The organism is Pleomorphomonas sp. PLEO (assembly GCF_041320595.1).
Classification (GTDB): domain Bacteria; phylum Pseudomonadota; class Alphaproteobacteria; order Rhizobiales; family Pleomorphomonadaceae; genus Pleomorphomonas.
The window spans coordinates 2421461-2437576 of sequence record NZ_CP166625.1; the positions used below are offsets into that span (position 1 = coordinate 2421461).

A 16116-nucleotide genomic window follows, 5' to 3' on the forward strand; every position below is an offset into this window, starting at 1 on the left:
GGCAGCGACATCGCGCTGTCTCAGGCGAAGAACAGCACCGTCATGATCAGGAACAGCGGGATGAGGATGCCGCAGGACCAAGCCATGTAGCCGAAGAAGGAGGGCGTCTTCACGCCCGCCCCCTCGGCGATCGACTTGACCATGAAGTTGGGGGCGTTGCCGATGTAGCTGTTGGCGCCCATGAACACGGCGCCGGCCGAGATGGCTACCAGCGTCGTCGACATCTCGCCCATCAAATGCTGGGCATCGCCGCCGGCCAGATTGAAGAACACCAGATAGGTCGGCGCGTTGTCCAGGAAGGACGACAGCAGTCCGGTCGCCCAGAAATACATGGCGTTGACCGGTGCGCCGTCGGCGCTGGTGACAAGGCCGACCAGCGGCGCGAAGGCGCCCTCGTGGGCCGCCTTCAGCATGGCCAGCACGGGAATGATGGTCACGAAGATGCCGGCGAACAGTTTGGCCACCTCGAGAATCGGCCCCCATTCGAAGCCGTTGCGGGCACGCAGCGTCCTTGGCGTCAGGCGCAGCGAGACGAGCGCGGCGGCGATCAGGATCAGGTCGCGGGAAAGGTTCTGCAACTCCACTTCGACACCGAATACAGGAAAGCCGATGCTCGGCTTCCACGAGCCCGACAGCAGCACGGCGCCGACCACGACGGCCAGCAACGCGATGTTGAGCCGCCCCTCGACGCCGACGCGGCCGGTATCGGGCGTCGGGTCATACTTGCCGCGGAAATCGGCGTCGTCGCGGTAGAGCCTGCGGTCGATGAGCCAGAACAGGGCGAGCAGCACCACGGCGGCAAAGCCCGTCTCCTTCAGCATGTGCAGCGTGGTCCAGAAGAAGCCGACGCCCCTGAGATAGCCGAGGAACAGCGGCGGATCGCCGAGCGGGGTCAGCGAGCCGCCGATGTTGGACACCAGGAAGATGAAGAAGACGATGACGTGGACGTTGTGGCGACGGCCGTCGTTGGCGCGGATCAGCGGTCGGATCATCACCATGGAGGCGCCGGTGGTGCCGATCACCGAAGCGAGCAGCGTGCCGATGGTGAGGAGCGCCAGATTGGTCTTTGGCGAGCCGTGCAGATTGCCGGTGACCAGGATGCCGCCGGCGATGGTGAACAGCGTTCCGAGCAGGATGACGAAGGGCAGATAGTCGAGCAGCGCCGTTTCGGCCAGGGGCTCGACGATACCCTCGCCATTGAGGAGCGTGAAGGGCAGCACGAAGGCGAGCGCCCAGGCGGCGGCGACCTTGCCGAAATGATGGTGCCAGAAGCGCGGCGCCAAGAGCGGCAGCAGCGCGATCGACAGGAGCATGCCGACGAAAGGCGCCGCCCACACCACGCCGAGCGCCGCGCCGTCGAGACCGTGGCCGCCGGTGGAGGCGAGGGCCGGGGAAGTAAAGGCGATGAAGAGCGGCAAGAGTAGCAAGCGAGAGACGGATCGGGGGTGACGGATCTCAACGGCACAACATTTGATGGCGGCGAAAAATACTCGAAGAGCCTGCACAAGAACCGCCATCACACCACCGCCCCCAACTGCCACGGTAGTCGACCAAAGCACTTCTGAGCATCCCTGGCAACGTTGGGCTCGTCAGCAATGACACTCAAGCGGCGGATGGAGTCGGCTCATTGCAAATTCTGGGGCGGCTCAGCTCAATCCGCCTCATCGACCGGCTCCAGCGTCTCGGGGTTGAGCTTGATGCGCTGCTTCTCGCCTGTCTCGGTGATGACCTTCACCTTGTAGCAGCCGTCGTCCGAGCGGATCGACTGGACTGTCCAGCCCTTGGCCTGAAGCGCCTCTTCGACGGCGGCGCGCGGCTTCCAGTCGCTGAGCGGCACGTTGCAACGCGCGTAGTCGTCACTGTCGGCCCACGCCATACCCGACGACAGGACGAAGAGCAGGCTGCCCGCAAGCGTCGCGGCGAGACCAAGGCGGTGGGGCATCGACCTAATTCCTCGTTCAATGGGCGGGATTTACTTTTTCCCGTCCTAGATTATCCCATGTCCATCTGACGGCAACCTGAACGGCGCTTCCGCGCTCAATTCGTTTGGCGTTGACGCGACAGGAAAGTGGCGATGCGGATTCTGCTGGTAGAGGACGACGCGGTGCTGGGGATGGCGGTGCGCGACCAGATCGTCGCCGACGGCCATTCGGTCGACTGGGCGCAGCGCATCGCGGACGCTGGCGACGCCGTGCTGGCCGCCGCCTACGATCTCGTGCTGCTCGATCTGATGCTGCCGGACGGACGGGGGCTCGATTTTCTGAAAGCCCGCCGCGTGGCCGGCGACGTGACGCCGGTGATCATCCTGACGGCGCGTGACCAGATTTCCGACCGCATTGCCGGCCTCAACGCCGGCGCCGACGACTACCTGGTCAAGCCGTTCGACCTGTTCGAACTGTCCGCCCGCATCCGCGCCGTCGGCCGGCGCTACGGCGGCAATCCCAATCCGTTGGTCAAGATCGGCGACCTCGATATCGACCTTGCCGCCCGCACGCTGCGCCGGGCCGGCAAGCCGGTGCGGCTCACCGCTCGCGAATGGGCGCTGTTCGAGGCCTTCGTGCAACGGCCCAACGTGCTGCTGTCCAAGGCGCAGATCGAGGAACACCTTTATTCCTTCTCGGAGGAGATCGAGAGCAACACTATCGAGGTCTATGTCGGCCGGCTGCGCAAGAAGCTGGGGTCCGATGTCATCGAGACGGTGCGCGGCCTCGGCTATCGCCTGGGCGTTCCGGTGGGAGCGGGCTGATGGTCTTGCCGCGCCTTCTGCCGAAAAGCCTGCGCGTCCGGCTCGCCATCGGTCTGTCCGTCAGCCTCGCGGTGCTGTGGATCGGCGCCTCGTTGTTCGCCGGACACGTATTGCGCCACGAGACCGACGAAGTGTTCGACAGCGCCCTGCGCGAGGTTGCCGAGCGGATCCTGCCGCTGGCCTATGAACAGATGCTGGCCGACGAGGACGGCGGCAGCGGCGGCCTGCGCCTGCCGCCGGTCGGCACGCACGAGTTCATCTCCTATGTGGTGCGCGATGGCAGCGGCCGCGAGCTGCTACGGTCGAGTTCAGCCGACGACATGCATATTCCCGCCGGCCTTTCTCCCGGTTTTGCCACCACCGAGACCCTGCGCACCTACACGGAAACGGCGGTGCAGGGCACCATCGTCGTCACCACGGCCGAATATCTGGCGCACCGCCAACATGTCTTTGCCAACGCCGCGACGGTGTTCGTCTGGCCGCTCGTCGCCCTGCTGCCGCTCACCGTGCTGGTGGTCTGGCTGGGCATCCACCTGTCGTTCCGGCCGGCCATCGTCTTCCGCGATGCCATCGAGCAGCGCGGGCGCGGCAACCTGACGCCGGTGGATGGCGGCGGTCTGCCGAGCGAGTTGGCGCCGGTGGCCGGCTCGGTCAACGCGCTTCTGGCCCGTCTGCGCAGCGCGCTGGAAGCCGAGCGCAGTTTTACCGCCAACAGCGCCCACGAACTCAGAACGCCGATCGCCGCCGCGCTGGCCCAGACGCAGCGGCTGATCGCCGAAATGCCGGACGCCAATCGCGAGCGTGCCCGCTCCATCGAAAGCGCGCTCCGGCGTCTGGCGCGCCTGTCGGAAAAGCTGCTGCAACTGGCCAAGGCGGAAGGTGGCGGCCTGCTCGCCGAACAGCCGTCCGATCTTTCCGGTGTGCTGGCGCTGGTGGTCGACGAGATCGGCCGATCGAGCGATGAGGACGACCGCATCGATCTGACCACTCCCGATGAGGGCGTGCCGTCCGATGTCGATCCCGACGCCTTTGCCGTGCTGGCCCGCAATCTGATCGAGAATGCCCTCAAGCATGGCGCGCCCGACGACGCGGTGGAGATCGTGCTGGATCGCGACAGCCTCACCGTCCGCAATCACGGCCCGGTGGTGGCGGCCGACGAGGTTGATCGGCTGATGCGCCCGTTCGAACGTGGGACCAGCCGGTCCGACGGCTCCGGCCTCGGCCTTGCCATCGTCGCCGCCGTCTGCCGGGGCGCCGGGCTGGAACTGAAGATCACCTCGCCGGTCGATGGCTGGCCGAATGGCTTCTCGGTGCGCGTCACCGGTCTTTCCGGCAAGACGTCCGCTTAACGAAGCTGACAGCCAGCTGAACAGCTTTCCGCTCGCCTGTCAGGTAGCCGTCAGGTCCTCAGCGCATTGATCTCCTGTCGCATCGCCACAGGAGTGTTCGCCATGAAACCTTATTATGCCCTGCCGCTTGGGTTGGTCGCCGCCGTCGCGCTGCCGACGCTTGCCATGGCCAAGCCGGTCACCGTCACGGCCCAGTTCGCCGACTACGGCGGCTACAACGCCTACGCGGCGGTCTATATCACCGATGCCCAGGGCAAGGTGGTGCAGACGCTGCACGTCGCCGGCTCCAAGGCGCGCTACTACCGTGAACTCGCAGGTTGGGCACGCAGTGCCCGTGGCCCGATCGATGGCCTGACCGGTGCCAGCATCGGTTCCGGCGGCACGCTGAAGGTGACCGCCGAGGTCGCCGACGCCATGCTCGACGCCGGCTACAAGGTGCAGATCGATACGGCCTCCGAGGGTGGCTACGCCTTTACGGCCGACGCCGCCGCTCCGCTCGCTGCCGGGTCGGTTGGCAAGCCGGCGCCCGGGCAGGGCTACGTCAAGTCGCTCACCGTTTCCTACTGACAGCGTTCCGGGGTCTCTGCCATGTTGCGTCGCATCCACTCGCTGCCCGGTGTCGTGTTCGCCATTGTTCTGACGGTGATCGCCGTCTCCGGCGCCTTCCTGTCGGTTACTCCGGCGCTCGACCGGCTGGCGAACCCGGCGGTTTCCTCCGAGGTCAGCGTCGCCACGCTGGCCGAGGCCGTCAGTGCGCGCCATCAGGAAATCGACAAGATCTCGGTGCGGCCAAGCGGCGCGGTGACGGTGTCCTATGCCGATAACGGCGCTTCCGGTACGGAACTGGTCGATCCTGCCACGGGTGCCTCGCTCGGTGCGCCTCAGCCCCTGTCGGCGCCGGTCCGCTGGATGACCGAGCTGCACCGCTCGCTGTTCCTCGGCGATAGCGGCAAGATCGGCACCGGCGTCGCCGCCATCGCCATGCTGGCGCTGAGCCTGTCCGGCATCTTACTGCTGATGCGCTCGCTGGGTGGCTGGCGCGGCTATTTCGCGCCGATCCGGGGCAACCTCTTGACGCGCCTGCACGGTGAGATCAGCCGCTTTGCCGTTATCGGTCTGATGCTGTCGTCGCTGTCGGGCCTGTTCATGTCGGCCGATACCTTCGGCTTCATTCCCGATCCCTCGGCCAGCGCCATGCCGGCCATGGTGTCGGGCAGCGGCGGCTCGGTGGCGCCGGTTGGCGGCCTTTTCGGCCTGCAATCGATCTCCGTCGCCGACCTCCGCGAGCTGACTTTCCCGGCGCCGAACGACCCCACTGACGTTTATACGGCGGTTACCACGCAGGGCGAGGCCAGCGTCGATGCGTCGACCGGTGCCGTGCTGGCCTTTACCCCGGCGAATGCCTGGGACCGCGCTCGCGAAACGATCATCATGCTGCACACCGGACGCGGGGCCTGGGCGCTTGGCCTGCTGCTCGGCGCGGCCTCTGGCTCGGTGCCGCTGCTCGGCGTCACTGGCGTCTTGATGTGGTGGCGCCGTCGGTCGAGCCGGCCAGCGATCGCTGGCAACGTTGCTGCCCGCATGGCTGACACGGTGATCCTGGTCGGCAGCGAGGGTAACACCACCTGGGGCTTTGCCGGCACGCTGCACGCCGCCCTGACCGCCGCTGGCCATCGCGTCCACACCGCGCCGATGAACGCTCTGTCTTCAGTTCATCTCGGCGCCGAGCGGATGCTGATCCTGACGGCAACCTACGGCGACGGTGCTGCCCCGGCCTCGGCCGACAAGTTTCTGGCTCGCCTCGCCGGTCTCAAAGGGAACGTGCCGGTGGCCGTTCTCGGCTTCGGCGACCGTGGCTTCCCGCATTTCAGCCGCTTCGGGCAAGAGGTGTCGGAAGCGGTGGCCGCCAAGGGCTGGCCGGTAATGATGGCGCTGAAGCGTATCGATCGCCAGTCGGCGCAGGAATTTGCCGCCTGGGGCCGCGACCTCGGCACGGTGCTCGGCCACGAGCTGGAACTCTCCCATCGCGCCCGTCTGCCGAAGACCGCGCCGTTCGAACTGTTGTCGAGCGAGCTCTATGGCGAAGCGGTCGGCGCCCCCGTGGCGATCCTTCGCTTTGCCACCGACCGCCGGTCGCCCGACTTTGAGGCCGGCGACATCCTGGGCGTACTGCCGCCGGGCGAAACCATGCCGCGCTTTTATTCGCTGGCGTCGTCGGCACGCGACGGCTTCCTGGAGATCTGCGTCCGTCTGCGTCAGGGGGGCGTCTGCTCGTCCTACCTGCATGGCATGGAGCCGGGCGAGAGCATCGCCGCCTTCGTTCGCACCAACGCTCGCTTCCGGCCGATCATGGGTCGGGCGCCGCTGATCCTGATCGGCGCCGGCGCCGGCATCGGGCCGCTGACCGGTTTCGTGCGCGCCAACGACGACCGCCGTCCCGTGCACCTTTACTGGGGTGGCCGCAGCCCGTCGTCGGACTTCCTCTACGAGCATGAGCTGGCCGAGCATCTGGCCGAGAAGCGTCTGACCTCGCTGACCACCAGCTTCTCGCGTGGGCCGGATGGCAGCTACATCCAGGACCGGCTCGCCGCCGACGCGCCCAAGCTGCGCGAGCTGATCCGCCATGGCGCCCAGGTGCTGGTGTGCGGCGGCCGCGACATGGCTGACGCGGTCACCCAGGCGCTCGGTGGCGTCGTGCGGCCGCTCGGTATCGATCTTGCCACCCTCAAATCGGATGGACGCTATGTCGAAGATGTCTACTGATGCTCTGGTGAAGCTGGCGTTCAGCGGCCCGACCATGGGTGCGCGCTGGTCGGCGGTGTTCTACGGCAATCTCCCCGGCTGGCATGACGATTTGCAGCTGGCCTTGCAGGCGGCGGTCGATGAGGTCGACCGGCAGATGTCCACCTACCGGGCGGATTCCGATCTCAACCGACTCAACGCGGCGCCGGTCGGCATATGGGTCGACCTGCCGGCCGAGACGGTGGCGGTGATCGAGGCGGCGCTGGCGATCGGTGAGGCTTCGGGCGGCGCCTTTGACGTCGGTGTCGGCGATCTGGTCGCCGCCTGGGGCTTCGGCGCCGGTGCCCGCGACGGTGCCGACGGCAGCGGTTCGGCGTTGCAGGCCGTCGCTCTCAAGACCCTCGATCTCGACGTTGCCAACCGGCGGGCCCGCAAGCGGGCGCCGCTCAGGCTCGACCTGTCCGGCATCGCCAAGGGCTATGGCGTCGACCGGCTTGGCGAGACGATGGAGACGTTCGGCGTCACATCCTGGCTGGTCGGCATCGACGGCGAGATGCGCGCGCGTGGCCGCAAGCCCGACGGCAGCACATGGGCGGTCGGCCACGAGCGCCCTGTTATCGGTGAGCGGGATCTGATGGGCGTGCTGGAACTCGAGGACGTCGCGGTGGCGACCTCCGGCGGCTATCGGCACTGCCACGAGGTGGGCGGCCGCACCGTGTCGCACACCATGGACCCGCGCTCGGGCGAGCCGCTCGACAATGGCGTCGCCGCCGTCACCGTCATCGCCGAGAACTGCATGGCGGCCGATGCCTGGGCGACGGCGCTGTTGGTGCGCGGGCTTGACGAGGGCGTGGCGCTGGCCCGTCGCTTGGGCATGTCGGCGCTGTTCGTCGATCATCAGGAACGGGTAATCTCGACTTTTGCGGCTTGAGAGCTCGTGTGGAAAACTGCCCAGCTGCGTCCGATGGGGGCTTCTCCGCTTCCGACGCTCACGCGTGATTTTTACCAGCGCATGGTGCGACTCGGTTGCAAAGTCATGCTAGAGGATGGCGGTCTGGTGGGACGAAGGGCGATGGCGTTATTGCCGATCGAATGCTTGAGGCGCACGGACAGTCTGATTTTCGACAGGGAGTTCCTGTGACCATGAAGCTCAAGATCACCGCCGGACCGTTCACCTTCGACGCTAGGCTTGAAACCGAACTGGCGCCGAAGACTTCGGCCGCCTTCCTGCAGCGCCTGCCCTTCGAGGGGCAGATCGTTCACGTGCGTTGGTCCGGCGAAGGCGTGTGGATTCCGCTTGGCGATTATGATTTCGGCGTGACCTATGAAAACCACACCAGCCATCCGGCTCCGGGCCAGTTCATCCTCTATCCCGGTGGCATCAGCGAGACGGAAATCCTGCTCGCCTACGGTGGTGTGGACTTCGCCTCGAAGGTCGGCCAGCTTGCCGGCAACCATTTCATCACGGTCACCTCCGGGCTGGAGCATCTCCCCGAACTTGGCAAGATGTGCCTTTGGAAGGGCGCGCAGCCGATCCGGTTCGAGCTTGCCGCCTGAGCCTTTGCCATCGTGGTGAGACAATGAGGAAGAGCCACCAACCCTTTGGGCGGTGGCTCTTTTCGTACTCAGATCGCCATGGCCTTCAGCTCCTGAAGCGGCGGGATGGTGTCGAACATCACGGTATCGAGGCGGTCCCACAGGATGCCGCAGGTCGGCTTGTGCGGGGCGGGTACTTCCACCGTTTGGGTTGGCGTGAAGATGGCGTCGACCACCGTGTCGTAGACGTCGGGCGTCAGTTTCTCCGATAGGAGCTGGCAGTCGTGGACGACGGCGGCGCAGGGGGTTGCCGTGGTGATGCGGCCGATGGTGTAGAGCATGCCCCATTCGGCATCGAAGAAGCCGTGGCCCTTGCCGAAGCGCACGCCGTCGAGATTGATGGCGCCGGTGCCAGTGACCATGTAGTCGACCGTCGGCATCTGGGCGATGTCGGCGAGGCTGACCGGACGGCCGACGCGCTCCATGCCGTCTAGCGTCGCGGCATAGAGGTAGAGGTCGGGCGGTATGACCTTGGGGTCGAGAATCCAGAAACCGCGCTTGATCGAATAGGTGGTGATCAGCACCGTCTTGCCGTCCTGCAGCGCCTTGAGGCGCAGCCGGTCGAGGCAGTTGTCCGGCGTGATGAAGATGAAGTTAGCGTCCTTGTAGAAGGGATGGTCTATCAGCCTGTCGACGGCTTTCTCGCCGCCTTCGAAGTCGGCGATGAACTCGCCGAAATTATAGTGGAAGCGGCTGTCGGGCACGGCGACCTTGCGCAGCTCCGCCCAGACGCGCTCGCGGATGGCGGCCTTGTGTGCGACGATATCCATGGTGTGCTCCCTCATCCGGCGGATGGCATGCCGAGACGCCGGAGCGTCCGGTGTTCGATCGTCAGAACGATCTGATAGAAGATGACGGCCACCACCACCGACAGCACGGCGACCGACCAGATCATGCCGTAGTCGAGATAGCCGCGAGACTGGTTGAGGAGGTTGCCGAGGCCGGTGCCGGTGGCGAGCCATTCGGCGATCATCACCCCGAGCAGGGCGCGCGGAACGGTCAACCGGGTGGCGGCGAACAGGAAGGGCAACGAGGCCGGCAGCGCCACGAGGCGCAGGGTCGTCCATGGGCCGCCGCCATAGGCCCTGGGCACGTCGAGCGCGGTGCGCGGCACCATGGACAGCCCCTGGGCCAGCGTGACGAAGGCGGGGAAGAAGGTGACCGAGACGGTGATCCACAGGATCACCGACGGGCCGCGCCCGAGGATCAGCACCAACAGCGGCGTCAGCGCCACCAACGGCATGGTCTGGGTGACCAGCGCCACCGGCAGGAAAGAGCGGACGAGCGCCGGCTTCAGCACCGAGGCAAGAGCCAGCAGGAAGGCAAAGCCAAGGCCGGCGGTGAGTCCGATCAGCGTCAGCGGCAACGTCTGGCCGAAGGCGGCGAGCAACCGATGCTGGGCGGTTGGCGATGCGGGCGCCAGGAACAGATATTCGAACAGGCCGATCGGCGTCTTGGCGATCATCGAGGGTACGCCGAGCGCGGTGAGCACCAGCCACCACACGAGGAAGGGCAGGGCCAGCGATCCCAAGGCTAGCAGCGCCCGCTGTCCCACGGTTTCCGGCTTTTGCTCATCGCTGGGCGCGTTGGGCGACAGGGTGACGGCGGCGCCGTTGCCGGCGATCTTCCAGGTGAGAAGCGCGAACAGGCCGTAGGCGAGGCCGGCGATCAGCGTGGCGGAGAGGCCGATGCCCCAGAGGCGGGGAGGGTCGGCGCGGCCGAGCGAACCGATCAGATAGGCGCCGAGGCCATAGCGGCCGCCGCCGCCGAATTCGGCGAGGATCGAGCCGAGCACGGCGTTGGGCGCGGCTATCCTGAGGCCGGCGACGATCACCGGCAGGGCGCTGCGCAACTGTACCAGGCGGAAGGTGGTGAGCCGTCCCCCGCCATAGGCCGAGACGAGATCGAGGAGGCGGCGGTCTGTCTGACCGATGCCGGTCACCGTCGCCGTCATGGTGACGAAGTAGCAGCCGAGGGCGGCGAGCACGATGCGCGGCGCCATGCCCGACAGCGTCAGCACCAGGATGGGCGATATGGCGATCGGCGGCAGCGCGAACAGGGCGATGTTGAGGCCTCGGCTCAATCGAGCGGTGAGCGGCCACAGGGAAAAGACGACGCCGGCTACGACGGCGATCAGGTTGCCGATGACGAAGCCGGCGCTGGCACCGGCCAGCGTTGCCAGGATATGCGGCGGATAGTCGGCGAAATCGGCGATGAAGCGACTGACGATGGCACTCGGTGCGGGCAGGGCGCCGCCGGCCACCAGCTTCCATTGGCCGACGATCTCCCAGACGACGAGGAGCATGGCGAGATCGAGGACGAGGCGTCGCGCGCGGCGATCAGCGGCCATGCAGCGCCTCCGCGATCCGGTCTTCGAGGGCATGGAAGGCGGGGTCGAAGAACAGGCTGGGCAGGCGCGGGCGGGCGAAGGGGATGTCGATGATCTCGGAAATTCGGCCCGGCTTGCTTTGCATGACCACGACGCGATCGGCGAGGAACACCGCTTCGTCGATGCCGTGGGTGACGAGTAGCGTGGTCGCGCGTCCTTCGAGCCATATGCGCTGCAGTTCGAGGTTCATCTGGCGGCGCAGGATCTGGTCGAGCGCGCCGAACGGCTCGTCGAGGAACAGGATGGAGGGATCGGTGACCAAGGCACGGGCGATGGCGACGCGCTGGCGCATGCCGCCGGAGAGTTCGCCCGGCAGCGACGCTTCGAAGCCCTTGAGGCCGACGAGGTCGATGAGATGGGCGATCTTTTCAGCCGATGCGGCGCGCTTGCGGCCGAGTACGTCGAGGGGCAGGGCGATGTTGCCTTCGACGGAGCGCCAGGGCATCAGCGCGCTGTCCTGAAAGGCGATGCCGGTCAGCCCTTCCTTGGCCGCCTGCCGGGGCGGCTTGCCGAGCAGGCTGACGTGACCGGCGTCTGGCTCGTCGAGGCCGAGCGCGATGCGCAGCAGCGTCGACTTGCCGCAGCCGGAGGGGCCGATCAGCGCCGTGAACGAGCCGACCGGGCAGTCGAGGCTGACGTCGGACAGCGCGGTGACGGTGTCGCCGCGCATGGTGAACATGCGCGACAACCCGCTGAGATGGATGCCTGACGAGCCCGCCATCAGATTTCCTGGGCGAGGGTGGTGTCGAAATACTCGCGCTTGGCGGTGATGCCGACGGCGGCGAGCGCCTTGATGTTGGCGGCGATCGCCTCCTCGGTCATGGCGAAGATGCCGGCCGGGCTGTCGATCAGCGGCTTCTGGGCGGTGTTGAAATAGACCTCGTTGTCGATCGAGCGGCCGGTGCCCTTGAACCAGCTGTCCTTGAAGGTCGGCGGGTAGGCGGCGGGGTCTTTCAGCGCCTCGACCCAGCCCTTGCGGCTGGCGCGCAGGAAGGCGACGATTTCCTTGCGCTTGGTCTTCAGCGTCTCCTCGGTGACCACCACCGTGTCGTTGAAGATGGTGAAGCCAAAATCGTAGAGCAGGAAGGAGGTCGCCTTCTCGCCCGATTGCTCGATGGTGTAGGGCACGTTGGTGGTGAAATCGACCGAGGCGTCGATTTCACCCTTGATCAGCGGCGTCGGGTCGTAGGCGTAGGGAACGATGTTGACCTTGCTGCGATCGACGCCGGAGATCTTCAGCATCGCCTCGACGGAAATGACGTTGACCGGTGGCACGGCCAGCGTCTTGCCGATCAGATCCTCCGGCTTGTTGATGGGGTTCTTGGCTAGCGATACGACGCCGAGCGGGTTCTTCTGGTATTGGGCGCCGATGATCTTGAAGGGCGCGCCCTGGTCGACGATCGCCTGAATGGTGGTGTCGGGCGTGGTCAGCGTCAGGTCGGCCTTGCCTGCGATCAGCGCGCTCTCGGGAATGACGTCGGGACCTCCCGGCAGATAATTGAGATCAAGGCCCTCGGCGGCAAAGTAACCCTTGTCGAGGGCGGTGAAATAGCCGGTGAATTCGGCGTCGTTGATCCAGGAGGCCTGGAAGGTGAATGGCGTGGCGGCGAGGGCGCGGCGACCGACGAGCGGCAGCGTGGCGGCGGCACCGGTAAGCGCCAGGAAGTGGCGTCGATTCAAAGCTGGTGTCATCGTTTTGTTCCCCGTTTTTCTTTGTCTCAGGCATCCCCGGAGGGGATGGGATCAGGCAACGCCTCTGAGGCGCGCCAGTTCGGCAAGCGGCGGATTGCCGGCAATTTCGTCGGGCGCGAGCAGCTCCCAGCGGATGCCGCGCGGCCGGCGGTGCTGGCGCTCCACGGTAACAAGCCGGCTCGGCGTGGCGATGAAATCGACGGCGATATCGGTGGCACTGGGCGGTAGCCGATCGTCGACGACCTGGACGTCATGGACGACCGCGAACACTGGCGTGGTATCGGCGACGAGGCCGACGTCGGAGAACATGCCCCATTCGAGATCGAAGTAGCCGTGGCCCTTGCCGAAGCGCAGCCCGTCGGTGGTAACCGCCGAGGCGCCGGTGGCGAGGAAGGCGAAGCGCTCGAAATCGCAGATTTCCCTCAGCGTGATGGGGCGGGCGAAATGCTCGATGCCGTCGAGCCAGGCAGCGGCGAAGGCGAGCTCCGGCGTCAGCGCGCCGGCTTCGAGCAGCAGAAAGCCGCGCTTGATGTTGTAGGTGGAGACGACGAAGGGACGGCCCGCCTTAGCCAGGGCGACGCGCAGGGCGGCCATGGAATTGTCGGGTGTGACGAAGGCGAGGCCGTCGCCAGCGGCCGCCGCATGGGCGATCAGTCGCTCGGTTGCCTCGCCGGAGCCGGCGAAGTCGGGAATGAAACTGGAGAAATCGGTGTGAAAGCGGGCGTCGGGAACGGCGACTTCCTTGAGCCGGTCCCAGATCCGCTGTCGGATGAGGCGTGATTGCCGCACCTGCCGTACCCCCTCAGTTTCATTGTTTCACTAAGAATGAAACAGCAGTTTCATCATTGCAAGTGGGGTGCTATTGTTTTTTTGTACGCCGCGACATCGGAGGCGGATCGGGATGGCATCGAGGCTGGTCTTACGTATTCAGGAACGCTTTGCCCGCCTGACGGCTGGCGAGCAGAAGCTCGCCCGGCTGATCCTCGACCGTTCCGACGACATCCTCGCCTATTCGGCCACCGAAATCGCCGAGATGGCGGGGGTTTCCAAGGCGACGGCGGCGCGCTTCTTCCAGCATCTCGGCTACACCGATTTCAACGAGGTGCGCCTGCAATCGCGCGAGGAGCGCAACCGCACCGAGCCCTACGAGCTGTCGGTCACCCAGTCGACCGAGGTGGCGCTGGGGCGCAGCCTCAGCACGCATCTGGAATTGGAACTCAGCAACCTGACCCGGACCTTCGAGGAGATGCGCTCGGACAAGGTGCGGCAAGCGGCGGAACTCATCTATCGAGCGCCGCATGTCTGGGTGCTCGGCCTCGGCATCGACGAGGGCTTTGCCCGCTACGTCCGCCTGCTGCTCGCCCGCCTCCGGCACTCGGTGATGATCCTCGGTATCAACCAGGGTTCATGGGCTGAGGATCTGGCCATGGCCGGTCCCAAGGACGCGCTGCTGCTGGTCACCCTGCCGCCGCATCAGGCGGTGCTCAAGCCGATCCTCGCCTACGCTGCCACCAGCCGCCTCAACGTCGTCACGGTGACCGATCGTTCGTCGATGCTGGAATTGCAGCGGCATTCCAAGGTGGTTCTGCCGTGCCATGCCGCGAGCTTCGCGCTGGGGCCGTCGCATACGGCGGTGGCGAGCGTGCTGCGCCTTCTGTGTCTGACGCTTGCCTCGATCGGCGGGCAAGGCGCCGAACAGCGGGCCGAGATCGTTGCCGCCATTCATGAGGAACTCGGCGATTTCGATCTGGAGCCCTGAACCAGAGCCTTTCAGCTGAGGTTTCCTTCCCTGTTCAATCCTAGTGGACGAGTATTCGGTCGCATCAACTTTAGATTGATTGTGATGTATTTCGATTGTTTATTTTTGATCTATATTTATTAGAAAATGCTGTTGCACTGTTCATGAGCGAAGAGGCAAATGTAGAAAGCAATATACAAGATATACAATTAGAGATTTGTATATAAATCGCGGGATATATTGTTTGGCTAACTCGCCAATCGGAATCCCATGTTGAGGCTGCTGCAGATTCGCATCGTCATCTTGGCCGCGGTTTTTATCGGCTTGGTACCCTTTGTGGTCAGCGAGCTCGTTCGCACGCGTGCCGACATGGCGGGGCAGATCGAGGCCATCAACAAGAGCATGCTGGTTTCGCTTGCCCGCGGCCAGAAAGCTTTCGTCGAGGCGCGTCTTGAGGTCGAAAGATTATCCGAGACGATCGCGCTCTACGACGGCATCAGGCATATGTCTCCGGCGACTTGCAATGAAAGCCTGTCGCGCTTCCTCGCCGTTCAGCAAAAGATCGAGCGTATTTCGCTGGTTTCGCCCGAGGGTGAGATTTACTGCTCCACGGATCCGAGAGCGATCGGCATCAAAATTGACGACAGGGACTATTTCTCCGCCGCCCTTGCATCGAGGGACGTCGTCTGGAGCGATTTTGCCTTAAGCCGCGTCACGGGAACGGTGAATACGAAGTCCGCCCAGGCCCTGCGGACAGGCAATCACGTCGATCTTGTGCTGCTGATCACGCTCAACACGGCTTACCTGCGCCAAATGGTCCTCGATCAGTTCGAGTTTCCACTGACCTATGCCATGCTTTTGGACGCCGATGGAAAGTTGCTCGGCGGTGGCGCGATGCCAGGGGTCGACGTTTCGCTCTCCGACATAACCACCAAGCGGCTGGCCGAGCTGGGAACCGGGCTCGTCATGCCTGGAACCTATGGAGCGGGGGGAAATGTATTCGGCGCCGCTTTGCTGCCGGGGATTTCCAACCGAATTGGCTTTGCCATATCAACCGATAAAATTCGCGCCGCCGCGACCCACGCGATGATTGAACGGCTGATACTGGTCGCAATCGTTGCTGTCGGCATAGCCTCGGCCGTGCTCGGCTTGCTCGAATGGCTGGTGCTGCGGGGATTGAGGCAGGTCGTTCACGTTGCCGAACGCGTCTCCGCCGGCGACTGGACCTCCCGGATCACCCAGAAATCCCTCTTGCCCGACCTGGCTTTGGTCGGGCGATCCGTCAACATGATGCTCGACAGCTTGGAAGCGTCCGTTCACAGCGATGCGCTGACCGGCCTTGCCAATCGGCGGGCCCTCGACAAGGTCTTGCAAGATAGTCTCGATCGGCTGAAGAGCCAAGGCGTCGGCTTTACCGTCGTCATGATCGACATCGACGAGTTCAAGCTGTTCAACGACCATTATGGGCATGGCACTGGCGACGATGTTTTGCAGGCGATCGGCGCGACGATCTGGAAATTTGCCTGTCGAGCAGGCGAGATCGCGGCGCGGTATGGCGGCGAGGAATTCACCCTGATCCTGGTGGAGACGGATCGGCAGATGGTATCGCAACATTTGGAGGGGTTGAGGAAAACCATTGAAGAGATCGGTATTCCGCATCTCTTCTCCCCCCATGGCATCTGCACCGTCAGTATTGGCTATGCCACGGCAAAGCCGGACGATAGTCCGGTGTCGGCCCTCGCGCGCGCCGACGGCTGCATGTATTTGGCCAAGAAAAAGGGCAGGAACCGAGTGGAAGGGGTTCCCGCCGATCGGCAAGACTTGGAGTTTTTCTCCAACTTTCTGACGGACGTGGCCTGAGACC

Annotated in this window: 15 protein-coding genes; 8 read left to right on the forward strand and 7 right to left on the reverse strand. The window is 65.0% G+C overall.

Annotated features, from left to right (window positions below; translation table 11 throughout):
* Window positions 1–20: 20 nt before the first annotated feature.
* Together AB6N07_RS11225 and AB6N07_RS11230 are read right to left on the reverse strand one after the other, a co-directional pair.
* On the reverse strand, window positions 21–1418 hold the full coding sequence (locus AB6N07_RS11225; protein ID WP_370677891.1) for a sodium:proton antiporter: 1398 nt from the start codon (window positions 1416–1418) through the stop codon (window positions 21–23).
* 233 nt (window positions 1419–1651) lie between these two features.
* On the reverse strand, window positions 1652–1942 hold the full coding sequence (locus tag AB6N07_RS11230; protein ID WP_370677892.1) for a PepSY domain-containing protein: 291 nt from the start codon (window positions 1940–1942) through the stop codon (window positions 1652–1654).
* Window positions 1943–2074: 132 nt separating this feature from the next.
* On the opposite strand from AB6N07_RS11230, the gene AB6N07_RS11235 reads away from it, so the two are divergent.
* From AB6N07_RS11235 to AB6N07_RS11260, 6 genes are all read left to right on the forward strand, one after another.
* Window positions 2075–2746 carry a response regulator transcription factor gene (locus tag AB6N07_RS11235; protein WP_370677893.1) on the forward strand — a complete coding sequence of 224 codons (672 nt, stop codon included), beginning with the start codon at window positions 2075–2077 and terminating at the stop codon, window positions 2744–2746.
* Window positions 2746–4095 carry an ATP-binding protein gene (locus AB6N07_RS11240; RefSeq protein WP_370677894.1) on the forward strand — a complete coding sequence of 450 codons (1350 nt, stop codon included), beginning with the start codon at window positions 2746–2748 and terminating at the stop codon, window positions 4093–4095. Before AB6N07_RS11235 ends, AB6N07_RS11240 begins: the two co-directional genes overlap by 1 nt.
* 102 nt (window positions 4096–4197) lie before the next feature.
* Window positions 4198–4662: a DUF2271 domain-containing protein gene (locus AB6N07_RS11245; RefSeq protein WP_370677895.1), complete on the forward strand. Its 465-nt coding sequence runs from the start codon at window positions 4198–4200 to the stop codon at window positions 4660–4662.
* 21 nt (window positions 4663–4683) lie between these two features.
* Window positions 4684–6858, forward strand: coding sequence for a PepSY domain-containing protein (locus AB6N07_RS11250; protein ID WP_370677896.1), 2175 nt, complete (start codon window positions 4684–4686; stop codon window positions 6856–6858).
* Window positions 6839–7768, forward strand: coding sequence for an FAD:protein FMN transferase (locus AB6N07_RS11255; protein ID WP_370677897.1), 930 nt, complete (start codon window positions 6839–6841; stop codon window positions 7766–7768). Before AB6N07_RS11250 ends, AB6N07_RS11255 begins: the two co-directional genes overlap by 20 nt.
* 212 nt (window positions 7769–7980) lie before the next feature.
* Entirely contained in the window at window positions 7981–8394 is a 414-nt protein-coding gene (locus AB6N07_RS11260) for a DUF3830 family protein (RefSeq protein WP_370677898.1), read from the forward strand.
* Between the two features lie 68 nt (window positions 8395–8462).
* On the opposite strand, the gene AB6N07_RS11265 is transcribed toward AB6N07_RS11260, so the two are convergent.
* From AB6N07_RS11265 to AB6N07_RS11285, 5 genes are read right to left on the reverse strand one after another with little or no spacing between them, the layout of a single operon-like run.
* The gene (locus tag AB6N07_RS11265; protein WP_370677899.1) at window positions 8463–9203 is read right to left on the reverse strand and encodes a 5-formyltetrahydrofolate cyclo-ligase; all 741 of its coding nucleotides are present in this window, start codon (window positions 9201–9203) and stop codon (window positions 8463–8465) included.
* An 11-nt stretch (window positions 9204–9214) separates the two neighbouring features.
* The gene (locus AB6N07_RS11270; protein ID WP_370677900.1) at window positions 9215–10783 is read right to left on the reverse strand and encodes an ABC transporter permease; all 1569 of its coding nucleotides are present in this window, start codon (window positions 10781–10783) and stop codon (window positions 9215–9217) included.
* On the reverse strand, window positions 10773–11543 hold the full coding sequence (locus AB6N07_RS11275) for an ABC transporter ATP-binding protein (protein ID WP_370677901.1): 771 nt from the start codon (window positions 11541–11543) through the stop codon (window positions 10773–10775). The genes AB6N07_RS11270 and AB6N07_RS11275 overlap by 11 nt, the downstream gene beginning before the upstream one ends.
* Window positions 11543–12514 (reverse strand): ABC transporter substrate-binding protein, encoded by a 972-nt coding sequence (locus tag AB6N07_RS11280; RefSeq protein WP_370677902.1) that lies wholly within the window; start codon window positions 12512–12514, stop codon window positions 11543–11545. Before AB6N07_RS11280 ends, AB6N07_RS11275 begins: the two co-directional genes overlap by 1 nt.
* 51 nt (window positions 12515–12565) lie before the next feature.
* Window positions 12566–13303 (reverse strand): 5-formyltetrahydrofolate cyclo-ligase, encoded by a 738-nt coding sequence (locus tag AB6N07_RS11285; protein WP_370677903.1) that lies wholly within the window; start codon window positions 13301–13303, stop codon window positions 12566–12568.
* Between the two features lie 112 nt (window positions 13304–13415).
* On the opposite strand from AB6N07_RS11285, the gene AB6N07_RS11290 reads away from it, so the two are divergent.
* Entirely contained in the window at window positions 13416–14273 is an 858-nt protein-coding gene (locus AB6N07_RS11290) for a MurR/RpiR family transcriptional regulator (RefSeq protein WP_370677904.1), read from the forward strand.
* Window positions 14274–14522: 249 nt separating this feature from the next.
* Window positions 14523–16112, forward strand: coding sequence for a diguanylate cyclase (locus tag AB6N07_RS11295; protein WP_370677905.1), 1590 nt, complete (start codon window positions 14523–14525; stop codon window positions 16110–16112).
* Window positions 16113–16116: the final 4 nt, after the last annotated feature.